This is a genomic window from Pseudoalteromonas sp. MBR-15 (assembly GCF_053628915.1).
Window position 1 is genome coordinate 17081 of record NZ_JBRJHH010000009.1, and the last position, 25446, is coordinate 42526.

At 43.0% G+C, this 25446-nt stretch carries 28 protein-coding genes; 19 read left to right on the plus strand and 9 right to left on the minus strand.

Features of this window, described 5'->3' with window-relative positions; genetic code table 11:
* The first annotated feature begins 331 nt into the window (after positions 1-331).
* The 5 genes from leuA to ACSSVW_RS13055 all read left to right on the plus strand — a co-directional run bounded on the left by leuA (position 332) and on the right by ACSSVW_RS13055 (position 5732).
* Positions 332-1879 carry a 2-isopropylmalate synthase gene (gene leuA, locus ACSSVW_RS13035; RefSeq protein ID WP_036973462.1) on the plus strand — a complete coding sequence of 516 codons (1548 nt, stop codon included), beginning with the start codon at positions 332-334 and terminating at the stop codon, positions 1877-1879.
* Positions 1876-2952, plus strand: coding sequence for a 3-isopropylmalate dehydrogenase (gene leuB, locus ACSSVW_RS13040; protein WP_036973461.1), 1077 nt, complete (start codon positions 1876-1878; stop codon positions 2950-2952). Before leuA ends, leuB begins: the two co-directional genes overlap by 4 nt.
* Positions 2953-3009: 57 nt before the next feature.
* Positions 3010-4410, plus strand: coding sequence for a 3-isopropylmalate dehydratase large subunit (gene leuC / locus ACSSVW_RS13045; RefSeq protein WP_036973457.1), 1401 nt, complete (start codon positions 3010-3012; stop codon positions 4408-4410).
* Positions 4410-5009, plus strand: a complete 600-nt coding sequence (gene leuD / locus ACSSVW_RS13050; protein ID WP_065979429.1) for a 3-isopropylmalate dehydratase small subunit — start codon at positions 4410-4412, stop codon at positions 5007-5009. The genes leuC and leuD overlap by 1 nt, the downstream gene beginning before the upstream one ends.
* 129 nt (positions 5010-5138) lie before the next feature.
* Complete coding sequence (locus ACSSVW_RS13055) at positions 5139-5732, plus strand: hypothetical protein (RefSeq protein ID WP_036973454.1); 594 nt, start codon at positions 5139-5141, stop codon at positions 5730-5732.
* Positions 5733-5806: 74 nt separating this feature from the next.
* Here ACSSVW_RS13055 and ACSSVW_RS13060 read toward each other — a convergent pair whose 3' ends face one another.
* Positions 5807-6130, minus strand: coding sequence for a hypothetical protein (locus ACSSVW_RS13060; RefSeq protein WP_371915646.1), 324 nt, complete (start codon positions 6128-6130; stop codon positions 5807-5809).
* Between the two features lie 168 nt (positions 6131-6298).
* Here ACSSVW_RS13060 and ACSSVW_RS13065 point away from each other — a divergent pair, with 168 nt between their 5' ends.
* On the plus strand, positions 6299-6745 hold the full coding sequence (locus ACSSVW_RS13065; protein ID WP_454179463.1) for a tellurite resistance TerB family protein: 447 nt from the start codon (positions 6299-6301) through the stop codon (positions 6743-6745).
* A gap of 4 nt (positions 6746-6749) precedes the next feature.
* Here the strand turns inward: ACSSVW_RS13065 and ACSSVW_RS13070 are convergent, their stop codons facing one another.
* Positions 6750-7319 (minus strand): NADPH-dependent FMN reductase, encoded by a 570-nt coding sequence (locus tag ACSSVW_RS13070; RefSeq protein WP_036973450.1) that lies wholly within the window; start codon positions 7317-7319, stop codon positions 6750-6752.
* A 113-nt stretch (positions 7320-7432) separates the two neighbouring features.
* On the opposite strand from ACSSVW_RS13070, the gene ACSSVW_RS13075 reads away from it, so the two are divergent.
* Complete coding sequence (locus ACSSVW_RS13075; protein ID WP_036973449.1) at positions 7433-8326, plus strand: LysR family transcriptional regulator; 894 nt, start codon at positions 7433-7435, stop codon at positions 8324-8326.
* On the opposite strand, the gene norR is transcribed toward ACSSVW_RS13075, so the two are convergent.
* Positions 8323-9885, minus strand: coding sequence for a nitric oxide reductase transcriptional regulator NorR (gene norR, locus ACSSVW_RS13080; RefSeq protein ID WP_036973447.1), 1563 nt, complete (start codon positions 9883-9885; stop codon positions 8323-8325). The genes ACSSVW_RS13075 and norR overlap by 4 nt on opposite strands.
* A gap of 158 nt (positions 9886-10043) precedes the next feature.
* Between norR and ACSSVW_RS13085 the strand changes: the two genes are divergently transcribed.
* Together ACSSVW_RS13085 and hmpA are read left to right on the plus strand one after the other, a co-directional pair.
* Positions 10044-11276, plus strand: a complete 1233-nt coding sequence (locus tag ACSSVW_RS13085) for an NnrS family protein (RefSeq protein ID WP_454179464.1) — start codon at positions 10044-10046, stop codon at positions 11274-11276.
* A 22-nt stretch (positions 11277-11298) separates the two neighbouring features.
* On the plus strand, positions 11299-12462 hold the full coding sequence (gene hmpA, locus ACSSVW_RS13090; RefSeq protein WP_454179465.1) for an NO-inducible flavohemoprotein: 1164 nt from the start codon (positions 11299-11301) through the stop codon (positions 12460-12462).
* Between the two features lie 107 nt (positions 12463-12569).
* Here the strand turns inward: hmpA and ACSSVW_RS13095 are convergent, their stop codons facing one another.
* The 3 genes from ACSSVW_RS13095 to ACSSVW_RS13105 all read right to left on the minus strand — a co-directional run bounded on the left by ACSSVW_RS13095 (position 12570) and on the right by ACSSVW_RS13105 (position 15329).
* Positions 12570-12944, minus strand: a complete 375-nt coding sequence (locus ACSSVW_RS13095) for a hypothetical protein (protein WP_036973440.1) — start codon at positions 12942-12944, stop codon at positions 12570-12572.
* Entirely contained in the window at positions 12937-14571 is a 1635-nt protein-coding gene (locus tag ACSSVW_RS13100) for a S41 family peptidase (protein WP_454179466.1), read from the minus strand. The genes ACSSVW_RS13095 and ACSSVW_RS13100 overlap by 8 nt, the downstream gene beginning before the upstream one ends.
* 98 nt (positions 14572-14669) lie before the next feature.
* Positions 14670-15329, minus strand: coding sequence for an endonuclease (locus ACSSVW_RS13105; RefSeq protein ID WP_065979422.1), 660 nt, complete (start codon positions 15327-15329; stop codon positions 14670-14672).
* 114 nt (positions 15330-15443) lie between these two features.
* Here ACSSVW_RS13105 and ACSSVW_RS13110 point away from each other — a divergent pair, with 114 nt between their 5' ends.
* Positions 15444-15797 (plus strand): VOC family protein, encoded by a 354-nt coding sequence (locus tag ACSSVW_RS13110; protein WP_036973434.1) that lies wholly within the window; start codon positions 15444-15446, stop codon positions 15795-15797.
* On the opposite strand, the gene ACSSVW_RS13115 is transcribed toward ACSSVW_RS13110, so the two are convergent.
* Positions 15772-16497 (minus strand): hypothetical protein, encoded by a 726-nt coding sequence (locus ACSSVW_RS13115; protein ID WP_065979421.1) that lies wholly within the window; start codon positions 16495-16497, stop codon positions 15772-15774. The genes ACSSVW_RS13110 and ACSSVW_RS13115 overlap by 26 nt on opposite strands.
* Positions 16498-16644: 147 nt before the next feature.
* Here ACSSVW_RS13115 and ACSSVW_RS13120 point away from each other — a divergent pair, with 147 nt between their 5' ends.
* Entirely contained in the window at positions 16645-17025 is a 381-nt protein-coding gene (locus ACSSVW_RS13120; protein ID WP_036973432.1) for a hypothetical protein, read from the plus strand.
* A 3-nt stretch (positions 17026-17028) separates the two neighbouring features.
* Here ACSSVW_RS13120 and ACSSVW_RS13125 read toward each other — a convergent pair whose 3' ends face one another.
* Positions 17029-17466, minus strand: a complete 438-nt coding sequence (locus tag ACSSVW_RS13125; protein WP_036973431.1) for a PaaI family thioesterase — start codon at positions 17464-17466, stop codon at positions 17029-17031.
* 173 nt (positions 17467-17639) lie between these two features.
* Between ACSSVW_RS13125 and lexA the strand changes: the two genes are divergently transcribed.
* From lexA to ACSSVW_RS13150, 5 genes are all read left to right on the plus strand, one after another.
* Entirely contained in the window at positions 17640-18257 is a 618-nt protein-coding gene (lexA, locus tag ACSSVW_RS13130) for a transcriptional repressor LexA (protein WP_036973430.1), read from the plus strand.
* Between the two features lie 543 nt (positions 18258-18800).
* Positions 18801-19943, plus strand: coding sequence for a cytochrome c oxidase subunit II (gene coxB / locus ACSSVW_RS13135; protein WP_036973429.1), 1143 nt, complete (start codon positions 18801-18803; stop codon positions 19941-19943).
* Entirely contained in the window at positions 19943-21538 is a 1596-nt protein-coding gene (gene ctaD / locus ACSSVW_RS13140; RefSeq protein WP_036973428.1) for a cytochrome c oxidase subunit I, read from the plus strand. Before coxB ends, ctaD begins: the two co-directional genes overlap by 1 nt.
* On the plus strand, positions 21538-22068 hold the full coding sequence (locus tag ACSSVW_RS13145) for a cytochrome c oxidase assembly protein (protein ID WP_036973427.1): 531 nt from the start codon (positions 21538-21540) through the stop codon (positions 22066-22068). Before ctaD ends, ACSSVW_RS13145 begins: the two co-directional genes overlap by 1 nt.
* Before the next feature lie 35 nt (positions 22069-22103).
* The gene (locus tag ACSSVW_RS13150) at positions 22104-22979 is read left to right on the plus strand and encodes a cytochrome c oxidase subunit 3 (RefSeq protein WP_199525104.1); all 876 of its coding nucleotides are present in this window, start codon (positions 22104-22106) and stop codon (positions 22977-22979) included.
* Here ACSSVW_RS13150 and ACSSVW_RS13155 read toward each other — a convergent pair.
* The gene (locus tag ACSSVW_RS13155) at positions 22879-23190 is read right to left on the minus strand and encodes a DUF2909 domain-containing protein (protein WP_075594307.1); all 312 of its coding nucleotides are present in this window, start codon (positions 23188-23190) and stop codon (positions 22879-22881) included. The genes ACSSVW_RS13150 and ACSSVW_RS13155 overlap by 101 nt on opposite strands.
* Positions 23191-23204: 14 nt before the next feature.
* Between ACSSVW_RS13155 and ACSSVW_RS13160 the strand changes: the two genes are divergently transcribed.
* From ACSSVW_RS13160 to ACSSVW_RS13170, 3 genes are read left to right on the plus strand one after another with little or no spacing between them, the layout of a single operon-like run.
* A complete protein-coding gene (locus ACSSVW_RS13160; protein WP_454179467.1) occupies positions 23205-23945 on the plus strand; it encodes an SURF1 family protein in 741 nt (246 codons plus the stop codon).
* Positions 23935-24429, plus strand: coding sequence for a hypothetical protein (locus ACSSVW_RS13165; RefSeq protein WP_036973422.1), 495 nt, complete (start codon positions 23935-23937; stop codon positions 24427-24429). Before ACSSVW_RS13160 ends, ACSSVW_RS13165 begins: the two co-directional genes overlap by 11 nt.
* 21 nt (positions 24430-24450) lie before the next feature.
* Complete coding sequence (locus ACSSVW_RS13170; RefSeq protein ID WP_036973421.1) at positions 24451-25440, plus strand: COX15/CtaA family protein; 990 nt, start codon at positions 24451-24453, stop codon at positions 25438-25440.
* Positions 25441-25446: the final 6 nt, after the last annotated feature.

The following is a 25446-nucleotide window of genomic DNA, read 5'->3' on the forward strand; positions in this document are numbered from 1 at the left end:
TTAAACGCTGTCGACTTGGGTTTTGGATTTATTATTCAAAATGCGCGGTTTAATGGATTTTAAATTTCTATTATTGTCGCTTTTCAATCTACTTTTTAGAAAAATTATGCTTGCAAGCCTGTTTGTTGAATGTTAAAAATACAGCTCACTGAACACACATTTAGTAAATAAAGATGCAAATGACACGTTTAATTACATTAAAACTGAACCTCTTACTGCTTAAGCGAGTAGGCGGGGCTTAGTGTATTTGCATTTGTAAAACATTATAAAACCCCGCAAGCGCGGGGTTTTTTTTATCTCGCTAATGGGTCATTGGGAACGAGGACAGTTTATGAAAGATAAGGTTTGGATTTTTGACACAACGTTACGTGATGGTGAGCAAGCGCTTAAAGCGAGCCTAACAGAAGACGATAAAATTCAACTTGCGCATACCATTAGCCGCTTAAACGTGGATGTAATGGAAGTGGGTTTTCCGGTATCAAGCCCGGCAGATTTTCGCTCAGTACAGCGTATTGCGACCGAAGTAAAAGGACCAATTATTTGTGGTTTAGCGCGTGCGGTTGCAAAAGACATTGAAGCCTGTGGTGAAGCGCTACGCCCAGCAGAGCAAGGGCGTATTCATACCTTTATTGCAACCAGTCCATTACACCTTGAACATAAACTACGAATGAGCTTAGACGACGCCACCGCCATGGCTGTAAAGTCGATTAAGCTTGCTCGTCACTATACTGATGACGTGGAATTTTCGTGTGAAGATGCTGGCCGTACACCACATTGGGATTTATGCCGTATCGTTGAAAAGGCCATTGATGCAGGTGCATCGACCATCAACTTACCTGATACCGTGGGCTATGTAACGCCAGACGAGTATGCGGCGATGATCCATCACTTAATGAATAATGTGCCCAACATCGATAAGGCGCGCTTAAGTGTGCATTGTCATAACGATTTAGGTTTAGCAGTGGCGAACTCAATTGCTGCGGTGCAGGCGGGCGCTCGCCAAATTGAGTGTACGATTAACGGCATAGGTGAGCGTGCAGGTAACTGCTCGCTTGAAGAAGTGGCGATGATCATGAAAATGCGTGAAGACCACTTAAAAGTGCATACCGATATTCACAGTGAAGAAATTTACCGCGCTTCTCGTCAAGTGGCGAAGATATGTAATATGCCGGTCCAGCCAAACAAAGCCATTGTTGGTGAGAATGCGTTTGCGCACAGCTCGGGTATTCACCAAGACGGCGTTTTAAAAGCGCAGAATACTTACGAGATCATGTCGCCAGAAAGTGTGGGTGTGCCCAGTAATCAATTAAACATGACATCGCGTTCAGGGCGTCATGTTATTGAGCACCGTTTAGAAGAGTTAGGTTATCAAAAGTCTGACTACGACATGGATAGCTTATACGAGAGCTTTTTAGCATTAGCAGACCAAAAAGGCACTGTGTATGACTATGACTTAGAGGCGATGATTTACTTCAATCAAATCAGAGATAAAGACGAGAAGTATCAACTTGAGTTTGTTAACTCAACGTCTAATTCGCAATCGGTTGCCAGCTCTACGATTGGCATGACCATTGACGGTGTATCTAAGCAAGAAGCTGCAACGGGCAATGGCCCGGTAGAAGCCTCGTTTTTGGCAATTGAGCGTTTAACGGGTATGTCGGTTGAGATGATTGAATACAACCTTGAAGCCACAGGGCAAGGCGCAAGTTCATTAGGCCAAGTAAATATTATTGCTAAATACGATGGTCGCCCTTATCACGGTGCGGGCATTGCGGCAGATGTCGTTGAAGCCTCAGTGCGTGCCATGATCCGTGTGTATAACTTAATTTATCGTGCACAAAAAGTGTCTGATTTAAAACAACAAAGGAAAGCAGGATGAGTCAATCTAATTACAGCATCGCCGTATTAGCAGGCGATGGCATTGGTCCAGAAGTAATGGCTGCAGCAGAAACCGTATTGGATGCTGTAAGTGAAAAGTTTGGTTTTACATTGACTCGTCATCACCATGCGATAGGTGGCGCTGCGATTGATGAATTTGGTCAAGCATTGCCGCAAAGTACACTTACTGCGTGTGAAAATGCTGATGCTATTTTATTTGGCTCTGTAGGCGGCCCAAAATGGGAGAACTTACCACCGAATGAGCAACCTGAGCGTGCTTCGTTGTTGCCACTGCGTAAGCATTTTGGTTTGTTTTGTAATTTACGCCCCGCACAGTTGCTACCAGCCTTAAGTGCAGCCTCACCACTTCGTGCAGATATTAGCGCACAAGGCTTTGATATTTTATGTGTACGTGAGTTAACGGGCGGTATTTATTTTGGTGAAAAAGGGCGCAGCGGTGAAGGCGAACAAGAGACCGCATTCGACACGCAAACCTATTCGCGTAAAGAAATTGAACGCATTGCTCGCTTTGCGTTTGAAGCGGCAAAACTACGTAGTAACCATGTTACATCGGTTGATAAAGCCAACGTGTTAGCGTCAAGTGTACTGTGGCGAGAAGTGGTCACCGAAGTCAGTAAAGATTACCCAGAAGTAAGCCTCGATTACATTTATGTTGATAATGCGGCGATGCAATTAGTGAAGCAACCAAGCCAATTTGATGTACTACTTTGCGATAACCTATTTGGCGATATTTTGTCGGATGAATGCGCGATGATCACAGGCTCTATGGGCTTATTACCATCGGCGAGTTTGAACCAGTCTGGCTTTGGTTTGTATGAACCTGCGGGTGGCTCTGCCCCCGATATTGCAGGAAAAGGGGTGGCAAACCCGATTGCGCAAATTTTAAGTGCTGCACTTATGTTGCGTTACTCGCTTGGACAAGATGAAGCGGCACGGACTATCGAAAAAGCGGTGGCAGAGGCGGTTGAAGCCGGTGTGGGTACGCCTGACATCTATCCAAATGCAGGGTATACCACCAGTGATGTTGCTGCAGCAATTGTTGCACGTATTTAATTAAAATTGATTGCGCTGAACTCGTCATTCAGTGCAGCTAAAACGAGGGAATAGCAAGTGGCCCAAACCTTATATGATAAAATTTGGCAAGCCCATGTGGTCGCCAGTATTAATGATCAAACCGATTTACTGTATATCGACCGTCATTTAGTTCACGAAGTAACATCACCACAAGCGTTTGCAGGTCTGCGTGAGAAAAACCGCAAAGTGCGTTGCCCAGAAAAAACCTTTGCAACCATGGATCATAACGTATCAACAAAAAGCCGTTCGTTAGATGCTGCAAGCGAAGTGTCTAAAAACCAGTTAATGGCACTGGATGCAAACTGTAAAGAGTTTGGTATTCAACTTTATGATTTAAATTCGATTAATCAAGGTATTGTGCATGTAATGGGGCCTGAGCAGGGCATTACCTTACCGGGTACGACCATTGTTTGTGGTGACAGTCATACTTCAACCCATGGTGCGTTTGGTGCACTTGCGCACGGTATTGGTACCTCAGAGGTCGAGCACGTATTAGCAACCCAAACCTTACAGCAGAAAAAAGCCAAGTCGTTAAAAATTCAAATTAATGGTCGTTTACGCCCAACAGTCACAGCGAAAGACCTAATTATGGCGGTCATTGGTAAGCTAGGGACCGCGGGTGGCACTGGGTATGTAGCTGAATTTTGTGGTGAAGGCATTGAAGCACTGTCAATGGAAGCACGCATGACGCTGTGTAACATGAGCATTGAAATGGGCGCAAAAGCCGGTTTAATTGCACCTGATCAAACTACCTATGATTACTTAAAAGGTCGCCCATTTGCACCAAAAGGCGATGACTTTGACGCAGCAGTTGCCTATTGGCAAACACTAAAAACGGACGAGGGCGCGCAGTTTGACCATGTTGTTGAATTACAAGCAGCCGACATTCAACCGCAAATTACTTGGGGCACCAGCCCTGAACAAGTTATTGGCGTAGATGAGTGTATTCCAGACCCAGACCAAGAGCCTGATTTAATTAAAGCCGATGCGATTCGCAGTGCGCTTAAATACATGGGTTTAAAAGCGGGTGACAAGCTGTCTTCAGCAACGGTTGATACGGTATTTATTGGTTCATGTACAAATAGTCGTATTGAAGACTTACGTGCCGCTGCACAGATTGTTGAAGGTAAGCAAGTTGCAGCCGGTGTAGAGGCATTGATTGTTCCAGGCTCTGGCCTTGTTAAAAAGCAAGCAGAAGACGAAGGACTTGCTGATATCTTTAAGGCAGCAGGGTTTGAATGGCGTGAGCCGGGGTGTTCAATGTGCTTAGCCATGAATGATGACCGATTAGAAGCAGGTAAACGCTGTGCATCGACCTCAAATCGTAACTTTGAAGGACGCCAAGGTCGCGGTGGGCGCACTCACTTAGTTAGCCCAGCAATGGCTGCGGCAGCTGCAATTCATGGTCGTTTTGTTGATATCAGAGGAGAAGCCTAATGAGCGTATTTTTTAGTGGCTTAATGGCCCCGTTAGATAAAAACAATGTAGATACTGACCAAATTATTCCAAAGCAGTTTTTAACTTCAACCAGCCGTGATGGCTTTGATGCGGCGCTTTTTTATGATTGGCGTTACTTAGATAATGGCGAGCCAAACCCCGAGTTTATTTTGAATCGCCCTTGTTACCAAGGTGCGCAAATTCTTTTAACTCGCGACAACTTTGGTTGTGGTTCATCGCGTGAGCATGCGCCATGGGCATTAAAGCAATATGGTTTTGAAGTCATTTTAGCGGAAAGCTTTGCAGATATTTTCTTTAATAACTGCGGCAATAACCAAATGCTTGCTATCGCATTACCGGCAGAAACACTTGAGCGATTATTTGTACTGAGTGAACAGCATGATGATATTCATATCGAAGTAGATTTAGAAAATCAGCAACTTCGTAGCGATAAATTTGAGACCATTCATTTTGATATTCGTCATGACATTAAAGAACGTTTATTAAGTGGCCTAGATTTTATCGGAGTAACCGAGACGCTTAACGGCCAAATAGATGCTTTTGAAAAGCAACTTGCAGCCACGAGACCTTGGCAATAAACGTGTATTACATGTGGAACCTAAACGCGGCGTAAGCCGCGTTTTTATTTATTACTTATCGTGATTGCTTTCTTTGTCATGTATAAATCGCTAATCTAAAACACGTATTTTTTATTTAAGGAACACACCATGAAATATTTAGTGGCTTCAATGCTAGTGACAGCATCATCAGTGGCAATTGCACGCCCAGCGCCGTTAGTGTCAATACCGAGCCATGATGGCTTTTTTAACAATATTGCAGCGCATTGTGGCAAAGCGTATGAGGGAAAAGTTACGGTTGATAATGCCACTGGGCCAAGCTCGTTTGCGGGTAAAAAGCTTATTATGCATGTGCGTCACTGTAACGAGCGTGAGTTGCAAGTACCATTTCATGTTGGTGATGATGCGTCGCGTACATGGATCATAACTAAAACAGGCAGTGGTTTGAGTTTAAAGCACGATCATCGCCATAAAGATGGCAGCGATGATGCGTCTACAATGTATGGCGGTCATACTGTCGATGCTGGCTTTGTGAATGCTCAGTCATTTCCTGCAGATCAATATTCAAAAGAGTTGTTTGCAAGCCAAGGTATTCCGCAGTCGATGGGTAATACGTGGCAAATGTATATTTACCCAAAACAATTCACCTACCGTTTAGTGCGTGAGGGTCGTGAGTTTCGTGTTGACTTTGACTTAACAAAACCGATTACACCTCCAAACGCTCCGTGGGGCTACACTGATTAACTAGCTCCAAGTAAACTCAAGAAGTTGGCGTTAATAGTAGCCGCTGGATACCGACTTATTATCCAGCCTTTTGGTTAATTAGCGTCGTCTTCACATTGCAATACTACGGTTAAAGGTGGCTGGTAGGCACGTGGTTTCGTAGGAAAGCGCTCGTACTCTTGTACGCCATCAGTCACTCTTAACATAAAAGGTTTGTCCTTACATAACCGGCTAGCATGACGCAGTAAAAAGACGCTTTGATTTTTGAAATGTGGGTAATCATCAGATTGAATTTCAAGATGATAACGACCATCTGCCAATTTGGTTTGATAGTAATGGACTTTCTCATCAAAGTCGTAGAGTTTCTCGGTTTCGCCTTTTGCGGCCTGGGCAGCACTGCACCCCGCAATCAATATCATCGCGCTGAACAGTAGTGCTTGTGTACTTCTAACTCCACTCATAAACACTTAACTCCATGTGATTAATGCGTTAATTCATCGCATCGTTGAACCATGAATTAGCATCCATAGTCAAACTAAGGTAACGTTACATCTATACGTAGTTTAACACCCAAAAGGGACAATGTGATGCTCAGTAAAATAAAACAGCTCTTTTCAGCAATGGACAACAGCCAATCTCACATTAGCGAACATGACCTCAAAACGGCTGTTGCTGCACTATTAATTGAGGTGATGCGCGCTGACAATGAGTTACAAGATGATGAGCAACAGGCACTGAACAACACCTTAAAGAAATACTTTTCTTTATCAGACGAAGAAGTGCTGGAGCTTGTAGAAGGTGCGTCGAAAAACTTAGATGAAGCGATTGATTACTTCCAATTTTCTAAGCAAATTAACGCTCAGTGCAGTGCCGAGCAGCGCATCGATATCATCGAGCTGTTATGGCGTTTAGCGTACGCTGATGGCGAACTTGATAAACATGAAGAATTAGTTATTCGCCGTGTCGCGAGTCTTCTGTATGTGACTCATGAAGACTTCATCGCTGCAAAATTAGCAGCGACAAAGTTGAGCTAAACGCTTACTTATTTAATTTACTGGCGACACTGACAAGTTGCTGTGCAAGGCTGGCAACTTGTTCGGCGGTATCGGCATCGTTAATGCGGCCTTGTTCATCTAATTTCGTGTGGATAGCGGGCACTGCAAGTTGGTCAGCTAATACTAGGCTACCGATGCCGGATAAAATATCGCGTACATGATTTAAACCACGTAGGCCGCCTAAACCACCAGGTGATGACGCAAACAGTGCCGTTACTTTGTTACGAAATGCAGGCACTGCACCTTGCTCAGTTCGCGAAGCCCAGTCGATGGCATTCTTTAAAGGTGCTGTAATAGAGCCATTATATTCTGGGCTTGCTAATAAAATACCGTCGGCAGCACGTAGTTTATCTTTTAAACGTTGTGCACCTGCAGGTGTACCCTGTGCTTCTATATCTTCATCGAATAGTGGTAAGTCTAAATCGCTTAGTTTAAGCACTTCTACTTCAGCACCGCTTTCAAGGGCGAAGCGTGCTGCTTCATTAATTAGTTTTTGATTAAAGCTGTCTTTACGTAAGCTGCCTGCGAGGGCAATGATTTTTGGTGCTGTCATGATGGCTTCCTTTTAAGCTTCACGGTTGATACCTTAACTTTAGCAAAAAACAGCTTGCAGAAAAGCCAAATAAACGCAAAACTTATGTGCATATATGCACATAAGAGGGCGCTATGGCAATTCAATTTGATGATTGGCAAGATGTAAAAGTTGCTTATGAAGTCGCACGACTAGGCACATTAACTGCCGCGGCAGAATCTTTGGGTGTTCATCACAGCACGGTACTCAGAAGGGTTAATAACTTAGAAGAGAATCTTGATGCACGTTTATTTCATCGCCATGCGCGTGGTTACACCGTGACAGAAATAGGTGCAAAGCTCTTTGCGACAGCGAAAGCGATTAATGCAGAGCTCGAAAAGCTACACAACGATATTATTGCTGCCGACAGTCAACTGCGTGGCAGTTTATTACTGACAACGGTCAGTGGTTTCATTGATGTATTAAGTGAAGTATGCGAACAGTTTCAGAGCCTACACCCGCAAGTACGGCTTGAAGTGATCCTTGACCAAAACCGATTACGTCTTGACCATGGTCAAGCTCATATTGCTGTACGTGCAGGCCCTCGCCCTGATGAAGGAGATTATATTGCTCAGCATTTGGCTGAGTTATCGTCCGGGTTTTATGCGTCAAAAAGCTACATTGAAAAATATGGTTTGCCGAAAACCTTACAGCAGTTAGAGCAGCATAGTTTTGTGTCGGGTGTAGCTGGTTACAACGCTAAAGTGCCTTATTTTGCTTGGGTTGATGAGCACATAGCACCCGCACAAATCAAGCTTAGAGTATCAGAAACATCAGAAGCAACGCGTGCTATTGTTAGGGGGCTGGGCATTGGTGGTTTACAGCATGAGGTCGCAGATCAATACCCAGATTTAGTGCCTGTGCTTGCAAAAGAACTCGTTTGGCCGACCGACCTCTGGTTGGTAACACATCACTTGGTGCACCGCACCGCGAAAGTACAGGCGTTTAGCCAGCTACTAAAAGCCTATTTTAAAAAATTAAAAAACTAGAGCGACTTTTTTACGTTAATACCCAAGCGTTTGGCCAGCCTCACAAGGTTGGCCCTGTCGACTTTAAGCGTGCGGGCAGTGGCTGCCCAGTTTAAGTTGTGCTGTTCTAGTTGCTGCATAATCATCTGATAACTAAACGCATCGGTAGCTTCTTTTAATGACAGCGAGGATGTATTGGTATTGATAAGCTGAGTCGTTGTGTGCGTGTTTGTAGCACGTTTTTCTATATCACAGTGCTGTGGTTCAATGGTGATGATTTTCTGTTGCCATTGTTGTTGTTTGGCTTTCAAAGCAGCTCTACTTATCACGTGTTCAAGCTCTCTCACATTACCAGGCCAATCATATTGGCGTAGCAATATTTGCGTATCGATACCCAGTTTTAGCTGTTTTATAGCAAGTTTGCGCGCAGTTTGCTCAACAAAAAAGCCAGCCAAAAGAATCACATCATTTTCGCGCTCTTTTAGTGCGGGTACGTTAAGTGGGTAAACGCGCAGCCTATGATAAAGATCTGCGCGAAAACGTCCTTCAGCAACTTCTTGTTTTAAGTCGCGATTAGTTGCTGCAATAACGCGTACATCAACGTAACGACTTTGATCTTCACCCACGGTTTGCACTTCGCCACTTTGCAGTACGCGCAACAACTTACTTTGCATTGCTAAGGGTAATTCACCAATTTCATCAAGAAAAAGTGTTCCGCCATCAGCGAGTTGAAATTTACCTTGGCGAGTTGAATGGGCGCCAGTAAATGCGCCTTTGCTGTGCCCAAAAAATTCACTTTCTGCCAGATTCTCAGGTAACGAAGCACAATTAAGGTGGATTAAGGGTTGTTCTCGTCGCTTCGAATTGAGATGAATATTACGTGCAACAAGCTCTTTCCCGACTCCAGTATCGCCTTGTATCAGTACGCTAAACTCCGATGCAGCCACTAATTGAATATCATTTTTTAGTATTTGCATACAGTGGCTATTACCAATTATTTCAACACCTTCTCGGGTTAAAGCCTCAAGATTAAGTTGCTGAGCTAGTTGGTGATTGTGCTGTGCATGTTGCTGGTAATGTTGCACTGTAAGGAGGGTTTCAACATGTGCTGCGACTAATTGCATAAGCTGTGTGAGCTGAGTATGGGGGACATCATCAAAAGCATATTCGTTGAGGCTATCAAAGGTTAAAACAGCCAGTAATTGTGAATCTTGCTGTTGACTGTAAAGGGGCAGCCCCATGCATGCATGTACAGGAAAATCCCCCTCACGACTTTGTAATAAACCATCATAAGGGTCAGGAAGCTCACACTCTTTAGCAAACTTGAGCGGTTGGGTGCTTCTGCAAATTTCAAATAAACGAGGGTGCTCGTTTATCTCAAAGCGTCTGCCAAGAGTGTCTTGAGACAAGCCGCGCTGGGCGACGGGTTTTAACGTTTCGCCCTGCTTAATAAGTAGGGCAACGGCATCACAGTGTATCCATTCACTTATACAGCTTAGTAGATCGCTGAAGTCGTTTTTGTTTGGATTTACGTGGGCAAGTGCCAATGCAATATCGAGGATGCTTTTTTGGCTTGTCATGTCAAATTGACCTAAATGTGTTCTTTTGTCTTTTATAATGGTGAGTCATTATGACACATAAGGCAATGATTTGTTTTTAATTGATTGAAAATAAATGGTTTTTATTTTTGGCGTGAACTGTGCAATAGGCTGACTAATTCGGGCAAATAAGGGTTGCAATGAAAGTCATTAATTTAACAGAGCCAATGCCAAAAAAAATCCATGTTTATCAGCTAAGTAAATGGCCAGTATGGGGATTAGCATTTAGACCTTTCTTTTTAGGGGCAGGTATTCTGGCTGTTTTATCTATGAGCTACTGGCTGCTAATTCTGAGTGGCTATGCAAGTTGGCAGTTAACAATGCCTGTTACGCTGTGGCATGCCCATGAAATGCTATTTGGGTTTGCAGGGGTCGTTGCTATGGGATTCTTACTGACCGCAGCGCAAACGTGGACAGGTGTGCCAAGTGTTAGCGGTATTAAATTGTGTTTACTTAGTGTGACTTGGGTTATCGCACGCGGCAGTTTCTTTGTTGACGTAAATGGTATTAGTCAACTTAACCTTTACTTGGTAGGGGGATTTCAGCTTGTGTGGTGGTTGGCTGGTATTGCTATTTTGACTGATATGCTCTTACAGGCTAAAAGCCGTCATAATTATTTGTTCATTTTTATTACCGCCATGCTATGCGCGTGCAATATGATTTTCCTCAGTTTGGTCGTTTTGCAAAAGTTTTCCTTTGCGCTAAGTATTGTTGATACCGCCGTTTTACTCATGGTGTTATTGGTGGGGGTTGTTGCGGGGCGTGTTGTGCCTTTTTTTACCGCACGCGGTCTTAATATTACTGAACAAGTGCGCAGCCCTAAGCTTGATAAGCTACTGCTATTCAGTTCGTTATTTGCCATTGCTTGGTATTTCTTAAGCCAGTTATTTTTTAATACATTGAGTGTTGGCTGGATATTCGCATGGCTAGCTACCTTGCATTTTTATCGCAGTATTTTGTGGTGGCATGCAGGTGTATTAAAAGTGCCTTTATTGTGGTCTCTGCATTTTGCTTATTGGGCACTGGCAATAGGTTTAGCGTTAATCGCTGTTAGCTTTTACAGCCCACTCATACTCTTTAAAGATGCGTTGCATCTTGTCACTGTTGGCACGATTGGCTTAATGATTCTTGCCATGATGGTGCGTGTATCACATGGCCATACAAGTCGTCCTTTACAGGTGCCTGCACTCGTGAATGTCGCCTTTATGCTTATTGCAGGGGCTGCCATTGCCCGTGCTCTGCTCCCCGCTATTTTAAACCATCACCTTGCGTGGCAATTAAGTGCATTGCTATGGGTGCTGGGTTTTATTTTATTTTTATTTCATTGTGCGCCCATTTTACTGAAACGTCGTGTTGATGGCCGTCCAGGTTAACTACTCTTAAATAGGAAAAAATATGTTATCTGAAAAAACGATCCAGGTTGTAAAAAGTACACTGCCTCTGCTTGCAGAAGCAGGTCCGCAGGTTACTGAGTACTTTTATGATCGTATGTTTAGTTATAATCCTGAGCTAAAAAATATTTTTAATATGACCCATCAAAAATCAGGGCATCAGCAATTTGCATTATTCAATGCGTTAGCTGCTTATGCTGCAAATATTGATAATCTTGAGGTCTTAAAAAGTGCGTTAGCACGTATTAACCATAAACACACGAGTTACCATATTTTGCCAGAACACTACTCGATTGTTGGTGGGCATTTAATTGCGACCCTAAAAGAGTTATTGCCAGAGCAATTTACCCCTGAGGTTGAATATGCGTGGCGTGAAGCATATGCATTGCTTGCCGATGTATGCATTACAGAAGAAATGGCGCTATATCAAAAAACTAAACAAGCTAAAGGGGGCTGGTTTGGTACTCGTTTGTTTACGATCACTAAAAAACACGTTGAGTCAGATTCTATTACCAGCTTTACCCTCACTCCTTGTGATGGAAAGTCCGTTGTGTCGCACTTACCTGGTCAATACTTAGGCATAAAAGTCCACCCTAAAAAGACTGAGAATACTCAAATTCGCCAGTATTCTATCTCACAAAAAAGTAACGGTGAAAACTATCGGATCAGTGTGAAGCGAGAAGGACTGGTTTCTAATTATTTACATAGTTTAGATGAGGGCGAGCACATAGAGGTCTACCCACCCGCGGGTGATTTTGTTTTACGTGAAAGTAACTGCCCTGTGGTATTCATTTCTGCAGGGGTTGGTCAAACACCCTTGTTGGCCATGCTGCAAAGCTTACTTGACAAGCAACCTAGTCAGCCTATCCATTATTTACATGCCTGTGATAACGCTGCGCAATATGCATTTAAAGATTATTTGCTGTCAGAAGTTAATACACACCAAGGGCTGAGTTGTTTTACATGGTTTAAAGAAGGAGCCGGAGCAGATTTTACTGGTTTGATGGATGTTGCTTTACTGGCTGAAAAGTTACCGCTTAGCGATGGCGCGTTTTATATCTGTGGACCCATTGCTTTTATGGCTTTGATTAAACAGCAACTAGTTAATTTAGGTGTGGCAGCCGAGCGTATTCATTACGAAGTGTTTGGTCCTCATCAAAGCCTATAATAGCGATATCTGACAAGGGTTAATTATTGACAATTGCATGGATAGCAACGCTATTCATCAGAAGCACTAGAAAATGAAAGGCGCAGTAACATACTGCGCCTTTTTTGCTATTTGACTTCGCATTCCACATTGGGCAGTGGAATACGCAACTCTTTTTTAGGGTAGTAAAGTACGCATTGATCAGCGGCTTTTTGCAATATGAACTTTTCAGATGGAATGCTATGTGCCCCCATAATTGGCATTCCATCTGGACCTTTACTGGTGCCGTGATCAATCAATAGTTCTGCGCTTTTTGTAAACACATCATCAGCGAGCGTTACTAAGCTCCCACCTTTGGCTGACTGAATCGCTTGTTGCAACTGAGTGATGACACCTGGGTTGACTCTCGTTAGTGTGGCATTTTGTGGTTGTTCGGCTTGGGTACTTTTACACGCCACTAAGCTTGTTAACATAGCGACAGCCAGCACATGTTTTTTACTCATTGCTCTTTCCTTTCGCTGAAACTGGACGAGTTAAATCCATGTTTTCTCTGTAAATAGGACGATTTGGTGAAAGCGATAACCCAGTCTCTTGTTCTGCTTGTGATGCAAAGTTTAGCTGTTTAGTTGCTGATGCTTGTGCCACAACAGGGCAGCTATCATTTTCAATATGATAAAGAGCGGCCGCGAGGAGTCCTTCTTGTTGGTCGCCTAAAGAGTGATCAAAGTCATCAGCAACGACACAGCCTTTCACATCAGCTGCAAATTGTGGTGTTGGTGTTGGGTTTAAGCCATCGGCGTATTCACCAAAACCTTTAAAGTTGGCACCGGTAAACTGAATGGTGTAATACGTCGTGGCGCAGTTATGCGTTGGGGTAAAGCCATAGGGTTTACCACAGGTTTTACCACCAATTAAAATAACTTCAGCATCAATGCCTTTTAAGCCATTTATAAAAGCTTCTGAGGCAGAACAAGTGCTTTCAGTGCTCAGTACATAGACTTTTGCTAAGTTAAGATCTGGCAGGGTATTATTAGTTACCTCAAAAGTTGAGTAGTCCACTTCAATATCAACGAACGGAAATGGGTTTTCAACAGGTTGTTTGTCGTTTTTAATGGTTTGATAGTAATAGTAACCTTGAGTATTAGCAGGGCCTGCGACCATGTAAGCAAGCTGCGATGAGAGCGCTAACAAGCCGCCACGGTTATACCTAAAGTCGATTACGAGTTCATCAATATTGTCGGCTTTAAACTGATTGACCGCATCAATAAGTCCTTGTTGAGCAATACTAATATGGCTATTAAATTGCATGTAGCCAACTTTGAAACCTTTTTCGGTAGTGATGGTGCCAACGTTTTGCACCGGCGTTTGGGTGATATTTCCGGCGACGATATTAATCGACTTTTCAGTGCCATCATTGCTGCGCAACTTAAAGTTGTGAGATTCGCCAGCTGTTGGACTAAAAAGTACTTCGTTTAATGTATCGACGCCTGCGGCGGTATTGCTATCAATGCTTACATTGTCAACCGATAGAATAGTATCGCCGCGCTGTAAACCTGCTTTAGCGGCTGGCGAATCATCTTCTAGATAAGCAACGCGCAACTCACGCGGAGGAGTATTCTTAATAAATGCCCAGTTAATTCCGTAGCCAGATACGACACCTGATTGCGCCTCTTTAAAGTAATCTTCGGTCGGTTCGCTAAAGTGGAAGTTATCTTTGTTAGCACCTGAGTCTGTTTCTTGGAACGTTTTTAACTGTGCAAAATAAGCGGCCACTGAATTAAAGTTATCTGGGTTATTATCTTCAATTTCATCGTACCAAAGGTAAGTTTCATTGCTCCAAGAGCGTAACCACATTTTCTCTGTAAATTCAGAGCCTGCTTTATCTGGGTATGGTTGGTTATTGTTGTAAGGATCAGTGCCCGTGCGTGGTATTGCACATTGGTCTTTAAATTCACTCGATGAGGCAAAAGTACCAGCAGTCCATGTTGGTCCAGAATTTGTTGGGGGTGGTGTAGGCGTGCTTGTATCTGGGTTGGTTGGCGTTGATGAACCTCCGCCACCACAGCCAGATAAAGAGAGGCCTGACACTGCAAAAAAGATTGCTACTGCGAGTTTGTTATTTTTAAACATTTGTCTACTTTCCTGTAAATAATTGTTTAAAAAGTATCAACAAGAAAGAGGCAAGGCAATAGAGTACGGTTGTAGTTTTGTAAACAGGTGTACAAATTTTACAGTGCTTTTCTATTGCTTATTTCGGCTATCTCGAGTTTTTGCCATGACTCAAACAAGGTGCGTTGCTTATCTGATATTTTTAAGTCATAGGTTTTTTGCATATAAAAATAGGTGTCTGCTATACGTTTTCTTGCATAAAGTGGTGGTTCGAATACGCGCTGTTTAAAATCTATTTTCACAGGGCATGCGCCGTAGTTGGCGCTACTCGTTGCAACCATTCCATAGCGAAAATTTGAGCGGTCGGCATTTATTTCACCAATTGCAGGGGCTAGATTATGGATGTCAGCCTCCATTTTACGAAACTTTTCACTGACTTTTCGGCAGTTTTTACGCCCGCCATTTTGCCAACATTGTAATTGGTGCCCAAACTCCCACGCAGGGACTATATGTTCCCATTCAATTCGTTTCGCGCGTGCATTTTCTTTACCAGAGCGAGTGATTTCGTTACGTGGTATGTACCCGCAGACGCTCGGGTCGGGCACCAGTTTTTTTCCTTGGCGTTTAATATCACACCCGCAATATAAGCTTTTAGCGTTTTCGGGTAAGGTTTTAATAAGGTATTTTTTGGCGCTAGAAAAGTTTGAAAACTGTTCTGCAGACGCCGTAAAGCATAACAACAGGCATAAAGTTGCTGATAAAAGTAAACGCATATCCATCACATAAGTGAACTACTGGAAACACTATTGTAAAACGCAGAGCTGAAAAGAAAAAGAGTACGCGCCAAAAGTAAACTATAGTCATTAATAAATACAGTCTATGGGAGTTGAACAATGCGGTTAGGTGCGTTTTCTGTGAGTTTAAATGTACAAGATATCCATGCTTCAAAGCTATTTTACGAGAAGTTGGGGTTTACTCAGTTTGCGGGTGAGATAGAGCATAATTGGTTGATTATGAAAAACGGTGAACATTTAATAGGTTTGTTTCAGGGGATGTTTGATAAAACCATGCTGACTTTTAACCCTGGCTGGGACCAAAGTGCGAGACCTTTAAGTGAGTTTAGTGCTTATGATGAACTAGAGGCGCACTTTAAACAACAGGGGCTGGCGGTACAAAAGGTCGGTGATGCCAGTTTTATTGTCACCGACCCTGATGGTAACCCTATTTTGATTGATCAGCACGTGTAATCGGTTTACGGCGTCTGATACGGACATTTTGTAGTAATAAAATAATGCCCGTAATACAAAATAATACGCTACTTGCGGCAAAGCTAATTAGTAATGGGTTGTTGAAATTTTCTCGTTCATCATAATCCATGATATGCAGCATCCAGAAAAAGTCAAAAATGCGCCACAAGGTGCTACGAACAGTAATGACTTTACCGGAGTCGCCTTCTAAATAAACGGTTGTATTTAACCAATCGTTATAGCTCACTTGCCACACATTGGAGCGGTGACCGACTTCTCTCGCTCCTTTTTCTAGTAACTGCGCACCCGCGACATCCGCCTTGATGAGTAAGTGTGCATTGGCATTGGCAATAATTTCAGTTTTAGTTGGTGTGCTCATAGCACGACCTGATTGACCGTCAAAGTTAAACACGCCTTTATTAGTCGTCACTTCGATGATGGGAGTGGTTAAAAAATGACGGTATTGAATGCTATCAATTTGCTGAAATTGTTTGGTTATTTGGTCAAGAGAAGCGGGGTAATCATGCAAGGTAAATGGATTATCTAAGCTACGATTGGCTAAATGTTTACCATGTACTTTTTGAAGGGGGATGGAGCTCATTACTAAGCCCCCTAATAACCAAAAAAAGAGTTGTATGGCGAGTAAGTAACCCAGCCACTTATGCCCTTTACGGGCATATTTAAATACGCGCTTATTCATTGATTACCTCTTATTATTTTTTTATTGGGCAGCGGTATAGACAGAGCGACTCAACGCTCTTGCAGCATTTACTGTATTCTAAATTTGGTTTATGTACAAAACTGAGTTAAAGTTTCAGAGATATCAATAGAGGGTAAAAACGAGAGTATGTCGGAAATTCAATTTTTAAATGTAGATCTGGAACTTGAATCAAAACACGATATGAGTGCGCTGGTAGCTGATTTAAAGAAAAACGCCATGGTTTTACATTACGACCAAGATGAATACCGTCAATTAGCACGTATTGAAGCCGCGGCTGATATCAGCACACCAGATAAAGCTATCAACCAATTATGTGAACTTATAGAGTCGTGCTCACGCAATGCATTAAAGCAATGGTTGTCTTGCTCAAAGCGTACTTTCGATATTGGGTTTGAGTCGGGTGACTCACCTAAATGTTTTAATCAAGCCCTGCACGCAGACACCTTATTACGTATTTCAGCGATTGGCGCAGGGCTCGAAATTACTATTTATCCTGTTGAGCGTTAATCACTAACGCTTGACTACCGCTGCGGTCATTCGTGATACGCAGCATAGTTCACCTGCCGCATTCGTTATTTTAATTTCCCATACAGATGTTCGCTTACCTAAGTGCAGTGGCTTTGCCGTGGCTGTTAAGAGGCCTTTTCGAGAGGCTTTAATGTGATTGGCATTTATTTCTTGGCCAACAGCATAATATGCGGTGAAGTCGACCACAAAATTGGCTGCATAACTTGCTACAGTCTCTGCTAAAACAACATTAGCACCACCATGGACCATCCCCATAGGGTTATGATGCTCTGGAATAGCGGGCATAGTGGCCACTAAATAATCGTCGCCGATTTCGGTTATTTCAATGCCCATTGTTTTCATTAATGTGCCTTGCCCAGTAATACCCTGTTCGAGTTCTTTACATAATTCGAGGGTGAATGGTTGATACCAAATGCTCATTGTGTTTCCTTCGCAAACTAACTTCTTAAGTGAAATATCGGTATACAATATGGTATCTATCCCCACCGTTCAATGCTTGTTTTTTATCATGAGAGGAAGGGGAATTTAAATTTGCGATTTTCAGATAACTGTATATACTCACAGTTAAATGTACTGTATGGAAAACCAGTTGTATGCGCCCATTAACAAAACGCCAATCGCAAATTTTAGAACTTATTAAAGTATTTATTAAAGACACTGGTATGCCACCTACGCGTGCTGAAATAGCGCAAACATTGGGATTTAAAAGTGCCAATGCCGCTGAAGAGCATCTAAAAGCACTGGCAAAAAAAGGCATGATTAAAATGAAGCCTGGAGCAAGCCGAGGCATTCAATTAGTCGAAGAAGACGAGCCAGAACAGCTTGGCTTACCACTGATTGGGCGTGTTGCCGCGGGTGAACCTATTTTGGCGCAAGAGCATGTAGAAAGCCATTGTCAGGTTGACCCTGCATTGTTTAAACCCGCTGCAGACTTCTTATTGCGAGTTAACGGCATGAGTATGAAAGACATTGGTATCATGGATGGTGACTTACTGGCAGTACACAAAACGCAAGTTGCAGAAAATGGCCAAGTTGTTGTGGCACGTGTCGATGACGATGTGACTGTAAAGCGCTTAGAAAAAGCAGGACGTAAAGTATTTTTGCATGCTGAAAATGAAGAGTTTGCCCCGATTGAAGTGGACTTAGAGCATGAGTCATTTAATATTGAAGGCTTAGCGGTTGGGGTTATTCGCAACGCTGATTGGATGTAGCTTTTTATATTACGCGTTAATCGTTACAAGCAGAGTAATTCCTTTATCTGCTTTGCTAAACTTTTTTGAAACAACGCACCAAATTGATTCAATTTGGTGCGTTGTTTGTTTTTGACCGTTTACCTAAGATTTGTTAACCCTTACTTTCTACATAAAGCCTTATACGGCGCAGTTTTCCTTTCTTTTTAAGTTTTTATACTTGCCTTAAGTATTAATTAACGCGCTGATTATAGTTGTTATTTTTGCACCAAAATAAACATTTATTACCACAAAAACTTGCTTATTGCTCATTTTTTAACTAATTGGTTAAGTGCATTGTATTAACACCTATTTACGAAAAAGACACACAACAAATGTGTAAGGGGGTTAAACAATGAGTGTGTCGTTCACTGCGTCGTGATGATACACAGACCCAAGCTGTTTGCAGATGACACATCAACCATCGATTGGTTTGGGTATTTAAACAATAAAAAAAACGAATGGGCACCAGCTGTAACGCCTTTTCGCTTTGCGTCTTGCAATAGCATTAAAAGGAGCTGTCACATGGGTAAACTGCGTTACACCTTGTGGCTTATATTGGTAGCACTTCCGCAACTTGCTTTGGCAAATAGCCAATTCAATATGCGTAAAGGTGTCACTGATATAAGTAATAATGTTTATGAATTACATATGACGATATTTATTATCTGTTGTGTGATTGGCATCATCGTATTTGCGGTGATGTTTTGGGCTTTGATACATCATCGTAAGTCTAAAGGGGCAAAGCCTGCCCAATTCCATGAAAGCACGAAGGTCGAGATACTTTGGACTGCAATTCCATTTGTGATCTTAATCGCTATGGCGATCCCTGCTACCAAAACGCTTATTGCCATGGAAGATGCTTCAAAAGCAGATATTACAATCAAAGTAACAGGGTCGCAGTGGAAGTGGCACTATGAATACATGGGAGAAGATATTGCTTTCTATTCGATTTTAGCGACACCGAAAGATCAAATAGATAATCAAGCCGAAAAAACAGAGCACTACCTACTCGAAGTCGACAAACCTCTGGTGTTACCAATCAACAAAAAAGTACGTTTTTTAATGACCTCTGATGATGTAATACATTCTTGGTGGGTTCCTGATTTTGCCGTGAAAAAAGATGCCAATCCCGGCTTTATTAATGAAGCATGGACACGCATTAACGAGCCCGGTATGTACCGAGGTCAATGCGCAGAGTTATGTGGTAAAGACCATGGTTTTATGCCGGTGGTTGTTGAGGCATTGCCAGAAGATGAGTTTGCGACTTGGCTTGCAGACGCAAAACAAGCGAAAGAACAAGCCGCTGCTGCAGATGCCGCATTACTTGATCAAACTCTTTCGAAAGATGAATTAGTTGTTTTAGGCGAGCAAGTCTATATGGCCAGCTGCGCAGCCTGCCATCAGCCCACTGGCATGGGATTGCCGGGTGTATTTCCAGCCTTAAAAGGCAGCCCAATCGTGTTGGGCGATGTGAACGATCATATTGATATTGTTTTACATGGTAAGCCAGGTACAGCGATGCAAGCGTTTGATAAACAGCTTTCAATAAAACAACTTGCAGCAGTCATCACTTATAAACGCAATGCGTGGGGTAACAATACCGGTGATGTCATTCAACCGAGTCAGATTCAAGCAGCAATTGATGCAGCAGCGGAGGCGAACTAATGAGTAACGTTATTAATGAGCAAGCCACTGAGCATGCGCATCACGACCACCATCATCCAGCGAAAGGTTTCAAGCGTTGGTTATATACAACCAACCATAAAGACATCGGTAGTTTGTACCTGATCTTCTCGTTGACGATGTTTTTAATTGGCGGCGCCATGGCTATGGTGATCCGTGCTGAATTATTCCAACCAGGTTTACAATTGGTTGATCCTCACTTTTTTAACCAAATGACCACAGTACATGGGTTGATCATGGTATTTGGGGCTGTGATGCCCGCCTTTACAGGGCTTGCAAACTGGATGGTACCTATGATGATAGGTGCGCCAGATATGGCCTTACCACGAATGAACAACTGGAGCTTTTGGATTTTACCTTTTGCCTTCCTTATTTTATTGGCATCGCTGCTTATGCCCGGTGGTGGTCCCGCTTTTGGTTGGACGTTCTATGCACCGCTTTCAACGACTTACAGTAACGATAATACCGCGCTGTTTGTGTTTGCAGTGCATATTATGGGTATTAGCTCAATTATGGGCGCTATCAATGTCATTGTGACAATTGTAAACCTTAGAGCGCCGGGTATGACATGGATGAAACTGCCTCTATTTGTATGGACGTGGCTGATCACGGCTTTCTTACTGATTGCTGTTATGCCCGTGCTGGCAGGTGCCGTGACAATGGTATTGACCGATAAGTACTTTGCGACCAGCTTTTTTGATGCTGCTGGTGGCGGAGATCCGGTGATGTTCCAGCATATTTTCTGGTTCTTTGGTCACCCTGAAGTCTACATTATGATCTTACCGGCGTTCGGTATTATCTCAACGATTGTGCCGACCTTTTCGCGCAAAAAATTATTCGGCTATGCGTCCATGGTGTATGCAACCTCATCAATAGCACTCTTAAGCTTTATTGTTTGGGCACACCACATGTTTACGACAGGTATGCCGGTTGCTGGCGAATTGTTCTTTATGTACGCGACGATGCTGATTTCGGTGCCAACTGGGGTAAAAGTGTTTAACTGGGTGGCAACAATGTGGCGAGGCTCTATTAGCTTTGAAATACCCATGATGTTTGCAATCGCCTTTATTGTGTTATTTACGTTAGGTGGTTTTTCGGGGCTTATGCTTGCTATTACACCGGCCGATTTTCAGTATCATGACACCTACTTTGTGGTTGCCCACTTCCATTATGTATTAGTTACAGGTGCTGTGTTCTCCATTATGGCTGGGGCCTATTATTGGCTGCCGAAGTGGACGGGCAATATGTATAACGAGACCTTGGCTAAATGGCACTTTTGGTTATCGCTTGTAAGCGTTAACGTGCTGTTTTTCCCAATGCACTTTGTGGGGCTTGCAGGTATGCCCCGCCGTATTCCAGATTACGCACTTCAATTTGCTGATTTCAATGCCATCATCAGTATCGGTGGGTTTGCGTTTGGTTTATCGCAACTGCTGTTTGTTTTAGTGGTCTTTAAGTGTGCCAGAGGCGGCGAAAAAGCCCCCGCTAAAGTATGGGATGGCGCTGAAGGATTGGAGTGGGAAGTTGACTCACCAGCACCGTATCACACCTTTGAGACGCCACCGGAGATTAAGTAATGAATCACGCACCTTTGCTTAAAAAGCTGTTGTTAGCATGTTTAGCTATGTTTGCATTTGCCTTCGCATTGGTGCCGCTTTATGACGTGTTTTGTGATGTTACGGGCCTCAATGGTAAACCCTCACTTGAACAAGCCAAAGTCAGTGAGCATGTAAATACTGAACGTCAGGTTGATGTGAGTTTTACAACTCATGCGCAAAGTGGCGCCCCATTCAAAGTGGAGTCTGAGCAGTACAGCGTCGCTGTGCAGCCAGGCGCCATGCGAGAAGTTAAGTTTAGTGCTAAAAATACCAGTAATACTGACAAGGTAATGCAAGCTATCCCAAGTGTTTCACCCGGTAAAGCAGCAAAGTATCTACATAAAATTGCTTGTTTTTGTTTTGATCAACAGCCGTTAAAAGCAGGAGAAGAAGTGGAATTCACTTTACTGTTTTATGTTGATACTGAACTACCCGATGACGTGGAAGAGCTAACATTGTCGTACACCGTGTTTGATATTAGCGGGCAAGTTGTGGCCAAGAACGATTAAGCCGCCAAGCTAATTGCTAATTAGGAGCAAACAAAATGAATCAAAATTACGAAAAATATTATGTGCCAGCCGAGAGTCCTTGGCCAATTGTTGGGGCTGTCGCAATGTTTTTAATTGCAGTAGGCGCAGGCCTCACTGTAATGCAAGTAAACGGCGAAGGAAGCAGTGGTCAGTTCGTCTTATATCTTGGTATTGCGATCCTCATATATATGGTTTTTAGTTGGTTTAAAAACGTGATTGAAGAGTCGCACAAAGGCTTATATTCAGCACAAATGGATCGCTCATTCAGACAAGGTATGAGTTGGTTTATTTTTTCTGAAGTGATGTTTTTTATGGCGTTCTTTGGGGCATTATTTTACGCCCGCATGATCTCGGTACCTTGGTTAGGTGGTGCGGGGAATAATGCCATGACCAACGAGGTACTTTGGCCTTCATTTGAGGCCGTATGGCCATTGTTGACAACCCCTGCGGGAGAGACAACACAAGCAATGGGTTGGCAAGGCTTACCGCTGATTAATACCCTTATTCTATTAACTTCATCGGTCACTATCCACTTTGCGCATGTTGCCATAGAAAACAATAAGCGGGGGGCACTCAAAACGTTCTTATCACTCACTGTGTTGCTTGGTGTGGTGTTTTTGGCTCTGCAAGTTTATGAGTATATGCATGCATACCAAGACTTGGGTCTAACCCTTGATGCGGGAGTGTATGGCAATACCTTCTTTTTGCTGACCGGCTTTCACGGCATGCATGTGACCTTAGGGACGATTATTTTATTTGTGGTACTGCTGCGAATTTTTAAAGGTCACTTTACCAGTGAAAAGCATTTTGCCTTTCAAGCTGCGGCTTGGTACTGGCACTTTGTTGACGTGGTGTGGTTGTGTTTATTTGTATTTGTGTACGTGCTGTAGCGTTATGAATTGGCGATGGGTTAGTGTGAATAAAGCCCAGCTTTAATGCCGCAATAATGATGATCAGTACCATGGCAGAGAAAAACACTCGTCGACCTAAATAGTGAGACATCGGTCGCGAGTGTTGCTTAGTAGACATCATCACAAATAGTGCCCGAAACAGATTAAACACGATATATAACAATAACAGTGTAATGATGATTTTTATCATTTTAGGTTTCCTAGATGCAGTTGATTTTAAGGCGTAAACAAAAGCTTAGCTCAATTATTGCAATTTGCGTTGTGTCACTTGCGGTGCTGGTGTGTTTACGGCTGAGTGTGTGGCAGTATCAACGTGGTGAGCAAAAACAACAGCAATTAAGCCAGCTTGAGCAGTCAGAACAGCAAGGTGTAATGGACTGGCAGACATTTCAATTATTACCTAATCAGGTTGATAAAACAGGTTTAAAGCTGACTTTGAATGGGCTCATCAATACGCAGCGTTATTGGCTGTTAGATAATCAGATTTACCAAGGACAAGTAGGATACGACCTACTTGCTGCTGTAAAAATTAATGATGATATAGCGCCTGTCATTGTTAATTTCGGCTGGTTGAAGGCACCGATTGATCGTAGTCAACTCCCCACCGTAAATTGGCCTCAACCTTCACACATATCTACCACAGTGCAACTCAAACAAGGTCAGCTGCAAGGCTTTACGCTAGCAGATGAAATTGGCGCTGAAGCTGGCTGGCCTAAGCGTATTCAAGCAATTGATTTAGACATTTTTAGTCGTCAACTAGCGCAACCTCTGCAACCGTTTTTAGCCTACCGCCTTGCAGCTGATGACATAGCGACTCCTCATTACGAAAGTGTGGTGATGGGGCCAGACAAGCATTATGCCTACGCTGTGCAGTGGCTGCTCATTGGTGCGGCCTGTGTTGTTATAGCTTATTTTGCGATGAGAAGGAGACGTAATGAAAGTTAATCCACTTAGTTTATTTGCTCTATGTTGCTTTGTGCCACTGGCGTTAGCGTATACAGCATTGAAACTTGATTGGCTGCCCAGCGGTTCAAGTAATTACGGGGAGCTGTTAGAAACAGAAGTAAAGCTTGCAAATTGGCAGCAGGGCGATCCGAAACCATGGACGATTGCGCTTAACTACCCAAAAAGCTGTCACTCGGTTTGTGAAGCCCAGTTAGCCAGCTTAGACAACCTTCATATTGCCTTGGGTAAGAATCAGCAAAAGGTTGATGTTGCCGTTCTTACAAATCAGCAAGATATAGCCACTAGTTGGCGACAATTAGATGAAAACTCAGCGCTTAAAGCGGGAGATTTATATTTGGTCGATCATATGGGCTTGGTGGTACTGCACTATCCTTACACTGATGAGCCAGAACAAAACAGATTAATTCAAAAAGGGTTACTGAAAGATCTAAAAAAACTACTTAATTATGCGCGTTCAAGTTAAAGCTCAGTAAGGATGCAAAAGATGTATAAAAATTATAAATATTTAGTCTTAATTACGTGTTTTATGTCGGTGTTAGTCGTTGGACTGGGGGCTTATACACGGCTCAGTGATGCAGGTTTAGGCTGCCCGGACTGGCCCGGTTGCTATGGTTTTTTAACGGTGCCAAAGCACGAAACAGCATTACTACATGTTGAACAAAACTACCCAGATATGATGTTTGAAGCGGCAAAAGCGTGGAAAGAAATGATCCATCGTTATTTTGCCGGTGCGCTTGGGTTATTTATTTTGGCTTTGTTTGTTTTGGCTTGGTTAAAACGCCAATACCCAACTACCCCAGTTAAGTTAACGTTACTGCTCCTTTTGTTAGTGGTATTTCAAGCCGCGCTAGGTATGTGGACCGTTACCATGAACTTACAACCATTAGTGGTGATGGGGCATTTGCTTGGGGGATTCAGTATTTTGTCTTTAGTGTTCTTGTTGTACTTGAGGCTAACCACAAAACCCATTGTGGGTGGGGATGCAGGAGCTCGGCCATATTACCGATTAGCCTTGATTGGCTTAGTCGTCCTGATACTTCAGATTGCCTTAGGAGGGTGGCTTGCGGCTAATTATGCGGCACCGCACTGCAATGGGTTGCCATTGTGCAGTTATGCTCAACCTTTCTCGTTAAAGAGCGTTTTTCAACTGCCACTTGAACACAGTACTTATGAATATGGTGTTTTATCGCAGCAGGCACGTATGTCTATTCACTTATTACACCGTATTTGGGCCCTTGTTACCTGTGTTGTATTGGCACTCATTATGTGGCGTATCTATTCGCACTCTTATTCTCGAAAAATAAAGCATTGCACGGTCACCGTGTTAATAGCCTTACTGTGTCAAATCTGTTTAGGCCTTGCGGTTGTTCATTGGCATTTCCCTTTAAGCGTAGCGCTTGCTCATAACTTAATGGCAGCCATGTTGTTATTAACAATGGTTAGACTATGTTTCCACTTAAAAGCAAGAACTTAGGAGGCG

Excerpts from the sequence above, each read along its gene's own strand:
- ACSSVW_RS13070 (WP_036973450.1), bottom strand. The coding sequence starts at position 7,319 with ATGACAGCACCAAAAATCATTGCCCTCGCAGGCAGCTTACGTAAAGAC.
- ACSSVW_RS13100 (WP_454179466.1), bottom strand. The coding sequence starts at position 14,571 with ATGTTTAAAAATAACAAACTCGCAGTAGCAATCTTTTTTGCAGTGTCA.
- ACSSVW_RS13150 (WP_199525104.1), top strand. The coding sequence starts at position 22,104 with ATGAATCAAAATTACGAAAAATATTATGTGCCAGCCGAGAGTCCTTGG.
- ACSSVW_RS13055 (WP_036973454.1), top strand. The coding sequence starts at position 5,139 with ATGAAATATTTAGTGGCTTCAATGCTAGTGACAGCATCATCAGTGGCA.
- ACSSVW_RS13160 (WP_454179467.1), top strand. The coding sequence starts at position 23,205 with ATGCAGTTGATTTTAAGGCGTAAACAAAAGCTTAGCTCAATTATTGCA.
- lexA (WP_036973430.1), top strand. The coding sequence starts at position 17,640 with ATGCGCCCATTAACAAAACGCCAATCGCAAATTTTAGAACTTATTAAA.
- leuD (WP_065979429.1), top strand. The coding sequence starts at position 4,410 with ATGAGCGTATTTTTTAGTGGCTTAATGGCCCCGTTAGATAAAAACAAT.
- ACSSVW_RS13115 (WP_065979421.1), bottom strand. The coding sequence starts at position 16,497 with ATGAATAAGCGCGTATTTAAATATGCCCGTAAAGGGCATAAGTGGCTG.
- ACSSVW_RS13105 (WP_065979422.1), bottom strand. The coding sequence starts at position 15,329 with ATGGATATGCGTTTACTTTTATCAGCAACTTTATGCCTGTTGTTATGC.
- coxB (WP_036973429.1), top strand. The coding sequence starts at position 18,801 with ATGGGTAAACTGCGTTACACCTTGTGGCTTATATTGGTAGCACTTCCG.
- ACSSVW_RS13060 (WP_371915646.1), bottom strand. The coding sequence starts at position 6,130 with ATGATATTGATTGCGGGGTGCAGTGCTGCCCAGGCCGCAAAAGGCGAA.
- ACSSVW_RS13095 (WP_036973440.1), bottom strand. The coding sequence starts at position 12,944 with ATGAGTAAAAAACATGTGCTGGCTGTCGCTATGTTAACAAGCTTAGTG.
- ACSSVW_RS13170 (WP_036973421.1), top strand. The coding sequence starts at position 24,451 with ATGTATAAAAATTATAAATATTTAGTCTTAATTACGTGTTTTATGTCG.
- ACSSVW_RS13165 (WP_036973422.1), top strand. The coding sequence starts at position 23,935 with ATGAAAGTTAATCCACTTAGTTTATTTGCTCTATGTTGCTTTGTGCCA.
- ACSSVW_RS13120 (WP_036973432.1), top strand. The coding sequence starts at position 16,645 with ATGTCGGAAATTCAATTTTTAAATGTAGATCTGGAACTTGAATCAAAA.
- ACSSVW_RS13085 (WP_454179464.1), top strand. The coding sequence starts at position 10,044 with ATGAAAGTCATTAATTTAACAGAGCCAATGCCAAAAAAAATCCATGTT.
- ctaD (WP_036973428.1), top strand. The coding sequence starts at position 19,943 with ATGAGTAACGTTATTAATGAGCAAGCCACTGAGCATGCGCATCACGAC.
- leuA (WP_036973462.1), top strand. The coding sequence starts at position 332 with ATGAAAGATAAGGTTTGGATTTTTGACACAACGTTACGTGATGGTGAG.
- hmpA (WP_454179465.1), top strand. The coding sequence starts at position 11,299 with ATGTTATCTGAAAAAACGATCCAGGTTGTAAAAAGTACACTGCCTCTG.
- leuB (WP_036973461.1), top strand. The coding sequence starts at position 1,876 with ATGAGTCAATCTAATTACAGCATCGCCGTATTAGCAGGCGATGGCATT.
- norR (WP_036973447.1), bottom strand. The coding sequence starts at position 9,885 with ATGACAAGCCAAAAAAGCATCCTCGATATTGCATTGGCACTTGCCCAC.
- ACSSVW_RS13155 (WP_075594307.1), bottom strand. The coding sequence starts at position 23,190 with ATGATAAAAATCATCATTACACTGTTATTGTTATATATCGTGTTTAAT.
- ACSSVW_RS13145 (WP_036973427.1), top strand. The coding sequence starts at position 21,538 with ATGAATCACGCACCTTTGCTTAAAAAGCTGTTGTTAGCATGTTTAGCT.
- ACSSVW_RS13075 (WP_036973449.1), top strand. The coding sequence starts at position 7,433 with ATGGCAATTCAATTTGATGATTGGCAAGATGTAAAAGTTGCTTATGAA.
- ACSSVW_RS13110 (WP_036973434.1), top strand. The coding sequence starts at position 15,444 with ATGCGGTTAGGTGCGTTTTCTGTGAGTTTAAATGTACAAGATATCCAT.
- ACSSVW_RS13065 (WP_454179463.1), top strand. The coding sequence starts at position 6,299 with ATGCTCAGTAAAATAAAACAGCTCTTTTCAGCAATGGACAACAGCCAA.
- ACSSVW_RS13125 (WP_036973431.1), bottom strand. The coding sequence starts at position 17,466 with ATGAGCATTTGGTATCAACCATTCACCCTCGAATTATGTAAAGAACTC.